General features: G+C 54.9%; 7 protein-coding genes. 1 reads left to right on the top strand and 6 read right to left on the bottom strand.

Features of this window, described 5'->3' with window-relative positions; all coding sequences use genetic code 11:
- Window positions 1-12: 12 nt before the first annotated feature.
- On the bottom strand, window positions 13-1,587 hold the full coding sequence (locus CLV60_RS01670; RefSeq protein WP_106593640.1) for a RagB/SusD family nutrient uptake outer membrane protein: 1,575 nt from the start codon (window positions 1,585-1,587) through the stop codon (window positions 13-15).
- Window positions 1,588-1,591: 4 nt separating this feature from the next.
- Window positions 1,592-4,978, bottom strand: a complete 3,387-nt coding sequence (locus CLV60_RS01665; protein ID WP_106593639.1) for a SusC/RagA family TonB-linked outer membrane protein — start codon at window positions 4,976-4,978, stop codon at window positions 1,592-1,594.
- A 182-nt stretch (window positions 4,979-5,160) separates the two neighbouring features.
- On the opposite strand from CLV60_RS01665, the gene CLV60_RS01660 reads away from it, so the two are divergent.
- A complete protein-coding gene (locus CLV60_RS01660; protein WP_106593638.1) occupies window positions 5,161-5,862 on the top strand; it encodes a FadR/GntR family transcriptional regulator in 702 nt (233 codons plus the stop codon).
- A gap of 66 nt (window positions 5,863-5,928) precedes the next feature.
- Here the strand turns inward: CLV60_RS01660 and CLV60_RS01655 are convergent, their stop codons facing one another.
- The 4 genes from CLV60_RS01655 to CLV60_RS01640 all read right to left on the bottom strand — a co-directional run bounded on the left by CLV60_RS01655 (window position 5,929) and on the right by CLV60_RS01640 (window position 13,322).
- Window positions 5,929-7,020, bottom strand: coding sequence for a Gfo/Idh/MocA family protein (locus tag CLV60_RS01655; RefSeq protein WP_106593637.1), 1,092 nt, complete (start codon window positions 7,018-7,020; stop codon window positions 5,929-5,931).
- Between the two features lie 152 nt (window positions 7,021-7,172).
- Window positions 7,173-8,195: a glycoside hydrolase family 43 protein gene (locus tag CLV60_RS01650; protein ID WP_374755640.1), complete on the bottom strand. Its 1,023-nt coding sequence runs from the start codon at window positions 8,193-8,195 to the stop codon at window positions 7,173-7,175.
- A gap of 53 nt (window positions 8,196-8,248) precedes the next feature.
- On the bottom strand, window positions 8,249-10,063 hold the full coding sequence (locus tag CLV60_RS01645; protein WP_106593636.1) for a RagB/SusD family nutrient uptake outer membrane protein: 1,815 nt from the start codon (window positions 10,061-10,063) through the stop codon (window positions 8,249-8,251).
- 7 nt (window positions 10,064-10,070) lie between these two features.
- Window positions 10,071-13,322 (bottom strand): SusC/RagA family TonB-linked outer membrane protein, encoded by a 3,252-nt coding sequence (locus CLV60_RS01640; RefSeq protein ID WP_229210762.1) that lies wholly within the window; start codon window positions 13,320-13,322, stop codon window positions 10,071-10,073.
- Between the last annotated feature and the right edge of the window lie 158 nt (window positions 13,323-13,480).

Raw genomic sequence — 13,480 nt, 5'->3', positions numbered from 1 at the left:
AAAAGAGAATACTCAGTTAGGTCGCGCGGTGCTGTATCCCGGCGTTTGCGTCACGAGCGGGTCGTTGGTCCAAATGGCCGCTTCAATAGGCCAGAGAATGCGGTAACCCTGCGTGGTTTTGTCGAGCACGCCGTAAGGGTGCGCCGCACTTCTGAAAACCAGCGGCTCGCTGCCGAATTTCATCCGGCGCAGGTCATACCAGCGCTTGCCCTCGTGCACGAACTCCCACGTGCGCTCGTTAAAAATCGCCAGTTCGTTGGCGTCCTTTCCGGCATTCACGAATGGTTTCGGGTCCTTGCCGCCGAATGCGCGGTCACGCACGGCCTGAATGTAGGCCGTCGGGTCGCCACCCTGCGCATTGGTAATCTCCGCCAGCATCAGAAGCCTGTCGGCCTCGCGGTATACCGGCCAGTCGTCGGAGAAATAGCGCTTGTTGGCGTCGATGGTACCGAGGAATTTCACCAGCGCGGTGTTCCTGATGGTCGGCACAAAGGGCGTTACGTCGGTATTGACCTTGTAATAATCATAGAAAGTAGCATTCCGGCGGGTGTCGGCGAGGTTGTACGATTGAAATAATTCAAAAGTATAGGCATACCGCTGAATGACCTGCTGCGAGTTGGTGGCCGCCAGCACCAGCGGATCCACCAGGAAATTGCCCACACCGGCGCTCACGGTCGAATCTTTATAATGCAGCCCATTCATGTTGAAGGTAGAATAGGTATAAGCCGCTACACCGCTCATTTCGGCTTCGCCCACTTTGTACCGCACAGCGAAGATCACCTCGTTGTTATTCTTCTGATTGTAGGCAAAAACATTCGCGAAGCTGGGCAGCAGGCTGCTTCCGTTCACGGCTTCCAATGCCGTTTTGGCTTCGGCAAGGTCAGCCGGTTTGCCGTGCAGCTTGGCCGTCCACAGGAACACCTCGCCTTTCAGCATCCGGGCTGCATTGGGCGACCACAGGCTTTTATCGCCAGTGGCTACCTGCACGCCGAAAAGGCTCACCGATTTATTAATATCGGCCTTCACCGCATTCGCAACTTCCTCCTCTGTGGCCCGGGCCTTCCGGAGCAGAACCGCGTCGGTAGTACCATTGAGCACATCCGCTTCGAGCACCAGCGGTACGCCGCCGTAAGTGCGCAGCAAATGGAAATAGTAGTAAGCACGCATAGCATAGGCCTGCCCCAGCAGGTAGCTTTTGCGGGTTTCGGACAGAAAACCAATGCTTTCCACCTTTTGAATGAACAGGTTGATCTGCAAAATCGGGCCATAAAAACCTGCCCAACTGCTCACACCCGATGAAGTTTCCTCCAACCGCTGCTCGATCACCGGCAGTTCATTGAGCGAAGTCGCCTGGCGATCGACGTTGCTGTACGTCCCGCCGCGCATTTCGCCCAGGCGGAGGAACTGAAACTGGTTGTCGCGAAACTGCTTGTGCAGGCCCACCATGAAATTGCTCACCTGGGCTTCGTTCTGCCAGAAGTTACTGTTTCCGAAATAGTCCTCGGGCGCGAGTTCAAGCGCATCCTGGCAGGAGGTCGCCAGCACCGACAATACGGCCCAGCATATATGGAACATGATCTTTTTCATGTGATTAGAATGTGAGGTTAACACCAAGGATAAGGGATGTAGGAATGGTATATGCGCTGGTCTGGTTACCGGTACGCTCGGGCAATGCCAGCATTTTGTTGGTCAGGTAACCCAGGTTCTGCCCGGTGGCGGTAATATTCAACCCTGCCAGTTTCAGTTTTTGAAGCAAGGCCGAAGGAACGGTGTATGTCAATGACACCTCGCGGAATGCCAGGTACGACGAGTTCACCCAGAACATGCTGCTCGGCCGGTCGAAATTCTTGGAATTGAGCTGGTCGGCCCAGGTGTAGCGGGGATATTTCGCATTCGGGTTCTCCGGCGTCCAGGTATCCTTCACCAGGTCCGTCACATTGAACTCGCCTTGCGCGCTGGCCAGCGACCACAGATGTTGGAAATCCATCTGGATATGGCCCAATCCAAAGTCCATCCGGGCAAAAAGCGACAGGTTCTTCCAGCGCACCTGCATATTGACGCCTCCTGTCCACCGCGGGATCGTCCGCCCGAGCGACACCATGTCGCGGGTATCGATCGTATCGTTGTTATCCAGGTCCTTCCACATCATATCGCCGAGCTGCGTGGCAATGTAGGTGGTCCGGCTAAGGCCTTTGGAAGAAATCATCGCCTCACTTGCTACCCGCTTGCCTGCCGCGCCATTGTACTGCACCTCTCCGGCGGCGATGTCAATTTTATTGTATTTGGATAAATCTTCGGCCGTACGGATAATGCCGTCGCTCACATAACCGAAAACCTCACCGTACTCCTGCCCTTCCTGCAAACCACCTGCCCAGATCGTCCTGCCCGATTTCGGGTCGTAAATGCGCTGGCCGCCCTGACGGTTGTTCTCATTGCCGTTGAAAGGCAGTTTCAGTACCCTATTCTTGTTCCAGGCCGCATTCGCGCCGATCTGCACGGTGAGGTCTTTTTTCTGAACGGCTTTAAAAACGCCTTCCAGCTCCACCCCGCGGTTGCGCATACTGCCGTTGTTGGTACGGATGCTCGAAATACCGGCCGAAGTAGGCAGGATCACGCTCGCGATCTTGTCGGTCGTCACGCGGTTGTAGACGGCAATATTCGTAGTAATGCGGTTATTGAAAAAGCCCATTTCCACGCCGCCTTCCACGGTATTACTTTTCTCCCACTTCAAATTGGGGTTCGCAACACCGGTTTGCAGGAAGCCGATAGACCCGTTGTAGGCCGTTTGCGAACCATAAGAACCCTGCAATTCGTATACGCCGATGCCGTTGTTGGTACCAATGCCTATATTCCCGTTTTTACCATAGCTGGCACGCAGTTTCAGGAATGACAGCCACTTTTGCGTCGCCGCCATGAAATCCTCGCGGTGCATGAGCCAGCCCGCCGAGAAAGCCGGGAAAGTGCCAAACTGGTTGTCGCCGATCAGCCTCGAATAGCCGTCACGCCGCACCGTAAACGACGCAAGATATTTGCCGTCGTAATCGTAGTTCAGGCGGCCAAATGCCGAGATAATGCGCTCGCGGGTATGGTAGGAATCGATGGTGCGGGTGTTGGCATCGTTGGTCGTCAGGCCCAGGTCCTGGAAATCGTCGGTCGGCGCGAGGCGGCCGGCGGCGCTGAAACCATTCGTCGCCTCCTGGTAATATTCGGAACCGATCATCGCATCGATGAAGCTCTTGCCCAAAAATGCCTTTTTGTAGTTCAATACGGCATTGTAGGTCTGCCGAACCACGCGGTCGAAACCTGCCGATGAAGCGCGGTCGCGGTTCCAGCCGGTATTCGGGTTGGTCGTGCTCATGATACCGATGCGGAAATCGCGGTTGAAGGACTCCGCCACGGCTTCGTCGTACATCAATATACCGCCTGCTTTGATGAAGAGGTCTTCATTAATATCCGCCCTGAACGATTGTCCTAATGTGAATTTGTCGGACTGGTTCTTCCTTTTGTATTTATCAAAATTGAGGATCGGGTTGCCGTCGCTGGCATCGCGGCCGAGGATCAGCTCGCCGTTGGCGTTGGTACCGCGCATGGTGGGCGGCGCAGAAAGCATCCGGCCCCAGTAGTTGGCCTCACCATTTTGCAGCGACTGGTCGCGCCAGTTCGCCCGGGCGAAGTTGAGGCTGCTTTCGGATTTCAGCCAGCTTTTGATCTTGTAATCCCCATTCAATGTGAAGGTAAGCCGTCGATAGAATGTGCCGAGCGACAACCCGTCTTCATTGTAATAACCCAGGTTGGCATAGTAGCCGCCCTTCGCATTACCGCCATTCATTCCGATATTATAATCCTGCGAAATAGCCGGCGATTTGAATGCATAATCGCCGTAGTTGAAATCCTTGTAAATCAAATCCGCATTGGTCCCGTTCGGGTCGTAAGCCCCTGCCGCATTGGTTTTGACGGGATCTTTCATGGTTTTCCAGCCGTCGTTTGCATTCAGCAGTTCCCGGTTGCTATCGTTCAGGCGCATGGTGCTCCAAATCGCCCGCGAATCGTAATTCCCGTCGAGGATTACCCCATTGGCATCTTTGTAGAGGTTACCCGTCCCGCGCGGGCCCACGCCCGAGAGCAGCGACGACGTAGCGGTCCCGTTCCTGATCGCCTCCACAACACCCATCCGCGTCCATTTGATATAGTCTTCCGCGTTGAGGTAGTTATAGGGGATGTTCAGGAAATTGAAACCCGTTTTAGCCTTGAAGCTGATCGACGAAACACCATCTTTTCCTCTTTTGGAAGTAATCAGCACCACCCCGTTGCTGGCGCGTGCGCCGTAAATGGCGGTGGCGGAAGCGTCTTTCAATACTTCCATACTTTCAATGTCATCGGGGTTAATGTCGCTCAGCGAGCCCCTCACCTGCCCGTCGACCACGATGAGCGGGCTCCCCGATCCGTCGAAATTGGTTCCGCCGCGGAGGATAATGGTGGGAATTGAGCCAGGTCGGCCGGTGGCGGTGGACACGCGCACCCCGGCAATGGTACCCGCGAGCGCCTGGGCTGGGTTCGCGCGCATCCCTGTTTCGAGCACTTTTGAATCCAGCTTGGCGATGGACGAGGTTATTTTCGTCCGGCTGGCCGACCCGTAGCCGGTTACGACCACCTCGTTCAATGCGGAAACATCCGGTTTGAGCGAAACATCGAGGGTCGCCGCTACGCCTACGGGCATTTCCTGCATCACATAGCCCATCATCCGGAACTGGATCACGTCTCCCCCACTCACTGGTATGGTATAAGTCCCTTCCAGGGAGGTTTCGGTGGCGATGTTCTTGCCTTTCAGCAAAACGGTCACGTTGGGAAGCGGCTGCTTGTCGTCGTCGGACAGCACTCTCCCGGTCAGTTGGCGCGTGGTTTGCGCGTGCAGGCATGTCGCCAGCAACAGCCCGACGAGGCTGAGCAGGATGCTGCGGTGGGTAGTTTTCAATTTCATAGAAAAGGTTAAGAGTTAAATTTGTCTTATGTATGACATAATAAAGGTAGAGTTTTCACCGTCTTGATAGCAAGCATCTTGCGAAAAAAATTTTTCGCCGGCAGCATTTCTTAATCACAAAATGGCTTGCGCTTTAACCGAAAACAGCCAAATTTGTCATACATAATGCGCTGTAAACACTCATGGGAGACATTTTTCCAAATATCAAAAGCGTCGACACCAGCTCGCTGGTCGACAAGGTCGAGAGCAATCTCGTCCAGTTTTTTATCGATCACAATTTCAAGGTAGGCGACTCGATCCCGAAGGAACTGGAACTGGCCCAGTCGCTCGGTGTGAGCAGGACGGTCGTCCGCGAGGCGATGCTGCGGCTGCGGCTGATGGGTCTGGTGGAATCTAAAAAACACCGGGGGGCGGTGATTACCAGTCCCGACCTGGTATCCATCCTCGAAAAGAGCATGAATCCGAAGATCCTCGACGAGAACACGTTGAAGGAGATTTTCGAAATGCGGCTGTCGCTCGAAATCGGGATGGCCGACTTCATTATGGAGCGCGTAACGCCGGAGGATATCGCCGTATTGAAAGTACTCGTCGAAAACGAACCCGCCGCATCCGACCGGATGATATTCCAGATCGAGCACGAGATCGCCTTCCACGGCAAGCTGTACGAGATCACCCGAAACGAAACCATGAAGAAGTTTCAGCGTATGCTGCTGCCGGTATTCGATTACGTGCACAAAAGCGGGTTGCTGCGTAAGCTCCCTTCGAACAACAACTTTATTTCACATAAGGAAATCGTCGATATCATCGAGCACGGCACGGCCGAGAAGCTGCGCAACGGCATGCGCAGCCACCTCGAAAACCACTTTGCGCGGTTATTGGGGTAAAAAAACAAAATCGCCGGAGTGCAATGCCTCCGGCGATTTTGTTCAGTATTGTATTCTGAGGATCAGCTACGATATTTTGACGCTCTTGCCCGTCGCCACCGATTTGTAAATAGCCTCCACCACACGGATATCGCGCAGGCCTTCTTCGCCTGGGGCAATCAGGTCGGTGTTGTTCATGATGGCCAGGCAGTCTTCGTCCATTTGCTTCGCCTGCTGGCTCTTGATGGGGTAATTAATGATAGTCCCGTCCGACATGCTGCCTTTGTTACCGTTATAACCCGACTGCGGCTCCAATTTCAGCCAGCCCTTTTCGTAGTTCACTTGCAGGTAGTTCATATTAATGCCAAAACTGGTCTGGCAGGCGGCCCTTGCCCCGCTCGGGAAATCGAGCATGAACATCATCGTTTCTTCCACCTCTTTATAAATATCGGGGCGGGTCGTGGATGCCTGCGCGATCACGCTGATCGGCTCCTCGCCCGTTGCCAGGCGTGCGCCTTGTAATGCGTACACACCCATATCGCCCATGCAGCCGCCGCCCAATGCCTTTTTCTGCTTCCAGTGGTCGGTGCGGGCGTCGAAATACCCCGCGGCGCTGTTGACCATCTTCACTTTCCCGAACTTCTGCTCCTTCGCCACCTTCATATAGGCCTGAATATTCGGATCGTGCTGGCAGCGGTAACCGATCGCCAGCTTCACCTTGTTGCTTTTGCAGGCGGCAATCATCGCTTCGCAGTCGGCCACGGATGGTGCCATCGGTTTCTCGCAGAACACGTGTTTACCGGCTTTCGCGGCCCGCACCACATACTCGCGGTGCATGGATGGCGGCAATACCACGTACACAATGTCGATATCGGGGTTCTTCGCAATCTGGTCGAAGTTCTGGTAGTTGTAAATGTTCTTGTCGGGAATGTTGTACTTGGCTTTCCAGGCTTCGGCTTTCGACGGTGTACCGGTCACGATGCCTGCGAGGTAGCATTTCTCCGTGAGTTGCAGCGCGGGGGCGAGCAGGTCGGTGCTGTAATAGCCCAGGCCGACAAGCGCAATGCCGAGCTTATCCTTTTTCGGCGACGTAGCGGCGATCAGCGGGTTGCCGGAGAACAAAGTAGCCGCTCCGGCCAGTGTTAATGTCGATAAAAAATCACGTCTTTCGATTTGCATAGCTTGGATGATTGAATGCTTTTGGATGAGGTCGTGGCCACAAATGCGCCGGTACAGCCATTAAAAGCCGGCACCGGCGCTCGTTTCACTAAAATTTGGATATTATTTCCGTTTCGGCGTCGGGGGCACGATCGGGACGATCGCGCTAACGCTCAGGGCACGATCGGGACGATGGCACCATCCGCACCCCGCACAAGCTCGCGCACCTTCACATTGCGCAGGTGGGTTTTGCCCGAAAGTTCGGAATCGTGGTAAAAAATATACCATTTACCTTTGAACTCCACGATGGAATGGTGCGTCGTCCAGCCTTCGACCGGTTTCATGATTACCCCTTTGTAGGTAAATGGCCCATAGGGTGAATTGCTTTCGGCATAGCAAAGCAAATGCGTGTCGCCGGTGGAATACGAAAAATAGTATTTACCATTGAACTTGTGCATCCACGCTCCCTCGAAAAACCGGCGGTCGTGGTCGCCGCCGAGCAGCGGCTTGCCATGTTCGTCGAGGATTTGTACGTCACGCGGCGATTCCGCAAATGTGCGCATATCACCGCTCATTTTAGCCACCTTGGCACTCAATGCAGGCTCCTGGTCATGGCCTTTGCCCAGGTCGGTGGACAGCGACTTATCGTACTTCCCCGAATGCCAGCGCTGCAACTGCCCGCCCCAGATACCGCCGAAGTACATATAAGTCTGCCCGTCGGTATCGGTAAAAACAGCCGGATCGATGCTGTAACTGCCCGGAATGGGTTCCGGCTCCGCTTTGAAAGGCCCCGCAGGCGATTGGGACGTCGCTACGCCAATGCGAAAGACGTCCTGCTTGTCCTTAACCGGAAAATACAAATAGTAAGTCCCGTTTTTGAATGCGGCGTCGGGGGCCCACAGCTGGCGTCCTGCCCAGGGAATGTCTTTCAGATCCAGCGCCACACCGTGGTCGGTTACCTTCCCTCCGATGTTGTCCATCGAATACACATGGTAGTCCCGCATATTGAAATGCCCGCCTTCATCATCCTGCGGCACATTGGCCTCGATATCGTGGGAAGGATAAATGTAGATTTTACCATTAAAAACATGCGCGGACGGGTCGGCGGTAAATAGGTCACTCACCAACGGTTTCACTTTGGCTTGCTGGCAATGGCCCGTTTCAAGGCCAATGCTGCCAATCGCCGCCAATGCCATGCAACTGGCCGATAACAAGCTGCGAGTCATATCAATAAATTGATTCATAAGGTTTAATATCCGGAATTTTGTGGAAAAGCAGGACCGTCCACGACTCTATCGATCTGCGACTGGGGAATTGGCCTTAACATATTGAAATCCTTCACATAAGGCGCCGCTTCCTGGTTCCACTCCTGCACGCGCCGTACGAGCGAGCGGGTGCGCACGAGGTCATGCCAGCGCTGCCATTCGCCGAAAAACTCGCGGCTCCGCTCGTCGAGAATGAAATCCAGGGTCACATCGGCGGCGGTGATGTTCATCGCAGCTGCGGCAGTGGCATTCTGTGCAGCGGTATTACTCTTGCGGAATGCCGCGCGCTGCCGCACGACGTTAATCAGGCTGGCGGCTTTCGCAGCGTCACCGGCTTTAAAATGCGCCTCGGCGCCGGTCATGTACACGTCCGAAAAGCGGTACAAAACGCATGGACGGGTGGATGGATCATTAAAATTCGCTCCACGGCTGGGATCCATGAACTTCTTCAAAGCAGGGAAAATACCATTGTTCCAGAGGCTCGGCGGCACTACAATGCCTTTGAAAGGCCTGGTACCGACAAACTGCGGCGCACCGGGCACCTCGTAGTCGGGCAGCCACACGGCGGTATCCTGCCCCACAACGGTGGTATATCCGATCCCCCGGCTGTTGTTAGTCGCACCGGCCGCATTGGTAATGGAAGTATTGGAAATATAAACAGTATAGAAAGAGCTGGCAAAACGCGAGTCCACGTCGCGGCGGGTAAATGCCTGGTCGAGGAAATAGTTCTTGCCTGCGTGCGGGCCGGTGGCCCATTTGTCGGAGTTCGGGCGCATACGGATATACGGCCGGCCATAGTAGGAGTCACGGATCATGCCCGAAGTACCGCTGTTCACAAACGCGCCCGCAGCATTCTTGATGGAATTGATCCCGCTGTTGTTCGGGTAGTTCCAGTTGGTAAACCAGGGCGAAAGATTCTGCGCCGCGCCGCCGCCGGCTGCACCACCGACATTATAATAGCCATATTTCGGATCCAGCACGTGGTCGCTCACAAACATGGTTTCTTTTCCGTAATCATTGGCTGGCACGAATGCATCCCCGTAGTCCTGCCAGAGATCCAGCCCGTAAGCCGATTTGGCTGCGATGATCTCGTCGCATAATGCGGCTGCTTTGGTAAAGTCTGCCGCGGTATTGTTCAGCCAGCCGCGGGTGAGGTAAGCTTTGGCGAGCAGAAACTGCGCCACGGGCTTGGTAGCCGCTTTGCCCAGGAATGGCGCGGTGGGCTGGTTGGGCAGATCGGCCGCAGCTTCTGTTAAATCTTTAATAATCAACTCATAAACCTGCGCCGCAGGCTGCCGAGACGCGGCCTGGGAAGGCACGGTGATGAACTCGGTATGCAAAGGCACATCGCCCCAGGTTTGTACCAGGTAGAAATACCAGAACGCCCGCAGGAACTTGGCCTGTGCGAGGTATTGCTTGCGGGTAGCGTCGGGCAGGTCGATCGTCTGTCCGTATTGCAACACGCCGTTCAGTGTATTAATATCCTGAAATGCAACGCCCCAGGCCGACCCGAAGTTACTGCCGTTCAACCCATTATAAGTGTAAGGAATAGGCGTACCGGCGCTGAGGCCCTGGATGAATTCGTCGGTACCCGCCTGCATTTCGACCGTAAAACCCTCGGTTCCCCATTGGCTGCGGATGTCGTTATACACCCCGGCAATGCCCCCGAGCACGCCCGACGGGCTGTTGAAATACGAAGGGACGATCTGGGATTGCGGATGCTCTTCGAGTACTTTTTCACAACCGGAGCTCAGCATTGCGACCATACCGGCGGTGATGAATATTTTGATGGATTTCATAGTCGGATCAGAATTTAAGGTTTACGCCCACGGTGAATTGCCTTACCGGCGGGTTGTTGAGGTTGACGGCGATTTGTCGCTCCGGCGCGCCACGCTCGCTGGCCCCCTGCGGGTTGAGCGTCGACTGTCCGCTCGCATAGCTGTTTCCTTCCGGATCGACGGCCAGGTTATCCTTCACCAGCGGCGAATAGATAATGAACGGGTTGGTGAGGTTTACATAAATGCGGGCCGAAGTAGCGCCTATCTTCTTGATGATGTCGCTCGCGAAGGTGTACCCGAGGTTAATGCTGCGGCATTTGATGAACGAGCCGTCGTAATACCCGAGCGTCGAACCGAAGTTGGCAACGGCACTGCTGGCGTCGGGCGCCGGGAATGCATTGGTCGGATTGGTATCGGTCCAGTAATCCACTTTCACCTGGTTGACGCGGCTCTGGTTGAAGAATGCAAAACCGCCCGATCCCGTAGAGTTGCCCGTCAGGTACGGCACCAGCACTTTCATGCCCATCCGCGCATAGGTGACGATCGACGCGTCGAAGTTTTTGAAACTGAAACGGTTGGTAAGGCCTCCCTCCCATTTGGGCTGGAAATTACCCAGGATCTGGCGGTCGCCCGCGTCGATTTTACCATCTGCATTCAGGTCCTCGACCCTGATCTGCCCCGGATATTGCACGGGCGAAGTTTGTTTGGCCAAAGTACCGTTCTCTGCATCGGCAAGTTGCCAGATACCCAGTTTTTTATAATCATAAATTACGGAGAGCGGCTGTCCGACGAACCATCCCGCGCCCAGGTTGGCTTTTTCCTGCGGGGTAGTGAGCTGGGTGATTTTCTCGCGGTTGAAGAAATAGGTCGCGTCCACGCTCCAGTTGAACCCTTTCGGTTTCCGGGCTATCTCGAAAGTCACAGCCACTTCCAACCCCTTACCTTCGGTTTTCCCCAGGTTTTTCAAAGTCGAACCGGCCCCGTTGCTGGGAGGAAGCGGCACGGACAGCAGAATATCCTTGGTTTTTTGGTGGTACCAATCCACCGAACCGGTAATGCGGTTGTTCAAAAAGCCAAAGTCGACACCGATATCCACCTGCGAGGTCGATTGCCAGCTCAGGTTGCTCGCCGGAAGGCTCGTAACGGTGTAGGCCAGCTGCTGCCCTGCGGTACCTGTTCCGAAATTGTAATACCCCGCCGACAATGCACCCAGCGTCGCGTAAGCGCCCACATTCCGGTTCCCCGACACGCCCCAGCCGCCGCGCAGTTTCAGGTTCGAAACAAAGGCCGCGCTCTTCATAAACCCTTCCTCGATCACATTCCACCCCAGGCCGATGGCCGGGTAGTTGAAATACTGGTTACCCGGCGACAGCGTGGACGAACCATCCCGGCGCAGGGTCAAAGTGAGCAAATAGCGATCGTCGTAGCTATAATTGAGCCTTCCCATGTACGAAAGCAGGCCGGTTTCCGAAAACGAGTTCCCGAAGTCCGAATTGGCGACGGGCTGGCCGGATGCCAGCGAGAAGTTCGACGTTTTGATGTAATCCGCCGGCACGCCCGTCACTGTGAAGCGACTTCCCAACGAGTGGTTTTTAGTATATTCATAAAGCGCGGTGAAACCCAGTTTGTGCTTATCTGCAAATGTTTTGTCATAATAAAGCAAATGTTGCAGGTTCACGTCCCAATATTCGGTATTGCTGATTTCGGCGGTGGATGAAGACTGTACGGTCGCCGAATTGAAGTACGTCAGCGGACCGTTGTAGCCATTGTAATTCGATTGGCTGAAATTCAGACCCGCATTGAACCGGTATTTCAAACCCGGCAGAATGTTCACCTCCGCGTACAGGCTGTTGAATGTCCGCACGGAGCGTGTGCGCCCGAGGTACGAATCCTTCTTGGTCAAGATCGTGAGCGGACTCACGCCGGCGGCATCGATAGAGCCTTCCGACGGGAACATATTCACGCCGCCATCCGCATTATAGGGCGATGCCAGCGGCGTCAGGCGCACGAGCCCTCCCGGCACACCGCCCCCGCCGGGCGTGTTCTGGTAAGTGAGGGTATTCAACGTGTTCAGTCCTATCTTGATGTTCTTCCCGATCCGCTGGTCGATCGTAGCGCGAAGGTTGAAACGCTGGAAGTTCTGATTCGGGACAATACCCGTTTCATTGAAATACCCCAAACCCAGCGAATACTGCGTATTTTCAACGCCGCCCTGCATGCCAAGCTGGTGATTGGACATGAACCCGGGCTTGTAGATCAGGTCCTGCCAGTCGGTAGACACGCCTTTGTCAAGGGCTTCCTGTTCCTTCGGCGTAAGCAAATAGCCCGACGTACCGGGGCTGGTGCGGTTGTATTTGGCGGCATCCGCTTTGAACTGGGCATATTCAGGGCCGTTCATGACATTGAACTTGCCCATAATGCGCGTCTCGCCGTGGTAGCCGTCGTAGCTGAACACCGGCTTGCCGATCTTTCCTCTTTTCGTCGTCACGAGGATCACCCCGCCCGCACCGCGCGAGCCGTAGATCGCCGTTGCCGAAGCATCTTTCAACACTTCCAGGCTCAGAATATCGTCCGGGTTAATGTCGTTCAACCCTCCGAACGGAATCCCGTCGACCACCACCAAAGGGCCGTCGAGGCCGTCGCTTGATCCCGAACTGGTCGTCAGCGTGCGGTTACCACGGATGCGGATCTGCCCCTGTGATCCCGGCGTGCTGCCATTGCTGATAATGGACACCCCCGCCGCGCGGCCTTTGAGCTGGCTGACCAGGTTCGGCGCCGGTACCTCTTTGAGTGTCGACTCGCTCACAGAAACCACTGAGCCTGTCACGTCCCGTTTGCGCTGCGTGCCGTAACCGACCACTACCACTTCTTCCAGCACTTTATGATCGGGGGCGAGCGATACGTTGACGATCTTCTGATTCCCCACTACCACCTCTTTGGATGCATAACCTACCAGTGAAAACACCAGTACCACTTGCTCGTTATCCGCGACCGTAATTTTGAAATTTCCATTCTCATCGGCGATCGTCCCGCGCGTGGTACCCTTAATCAGGATGCTCACTCCGGGCAGCACTTCGCCTGGCTGCCCTGCCCGGGCCTCTCCCGTAACCTTGCCGGTCACCTCCACATCCGCGACAACTTTGCCGACGTGCATTTTCAAATCCATTTCCGATGCCCGGGCGTCGCCGGCGGGGCTCAGCGTCATCGCCAGCATCAGCGGCCACCCCATGGTCGCTAATGTGCAGAGCCGGTTTCTCTTGTTCAGTAAAAAGTAGCGCATACGCTTGCAGGGTTTTTGTTGAAAATTTTTATTTGTCATTTTGACAATATATTTTTATAACATAATGATTCCAATAATTTATAGTAACCTGACAATGGACAAAAGTAGCATGGCCGCGAGGCCGACCGTGAGCACATTTGTGCAAACTATGGGAAGGA

It is taken from the genome of Dyadobacter jiangsuensis, assembly GCF_003014695.1.
Taxonomy (GTDB): Bacteria; Bacteroidota; Bacteroidia; order Cytophagales; family Spirosomataceae; genus Dyadobacter; species Dyadobacter jiangsuensis.
The sequence above is the reverse complement of the archived record's forward strand: the minus strand, read 5'-3'. Positions and strand labels throughout refer to the sequence as shown.

What these genes read in the sequence shown, in the direction of transcription:
- CLV60_RS01655 (WP_106593637.1), bottom strand. Translation starts at nt 7,020, where the DNA reads ATGCAAATCGAAAGACGTGATTTTTTATCGACATTAACACTGGCCGGA.
- CLV60_RS01640 (WP_229210762.1), bottom strand. Translation starts at nt 13,322, where the DNA reads ATGCGCTACTTTTTACTGAACAAGAGAAACCGGCTCTGCACATTAGCG.
- CLV60_RS01645 (WP_106593636.1), bottom strand. Translation starts at nt 10,063, where the DNA reads ATGAAATCCATCAAAATATTCATCACCGCCGGTATGGTCGCAATGCTG.
- CLV60_RS01650 (WP_374755640.1), bottom strand. Translation starts at nt 8,195, where the DNA reads ATGGCATTGGCGGCGATTGGCAGCATTGGCCTTGAAACGGGCCATTGC.
- CLV60_RS01660 (WP_106593638.1), top strand. Translation starts at nt 5,161, where the DNA reads ATGGGAGACATTTTTCCAAATATCAAAAGCGTCGACACCAGCTCGCTG.
- CLV60_RS01670 (WP_106593640.1), bottom strand. Translation starts at nt 1,587, where the DNA reads ATGAAAAAGATCATGTTCCATATATGCTGGGCCGTATTGTCGGTGCTG.
- CLV60_RS01665 (WP_106593639.1), bottom strand. Translation starts at nt 4,978, where the DNA reads ATGAAATTGAAAACTACCCACCGCAGCATCCTGCTCAGCCTCGTCGGG.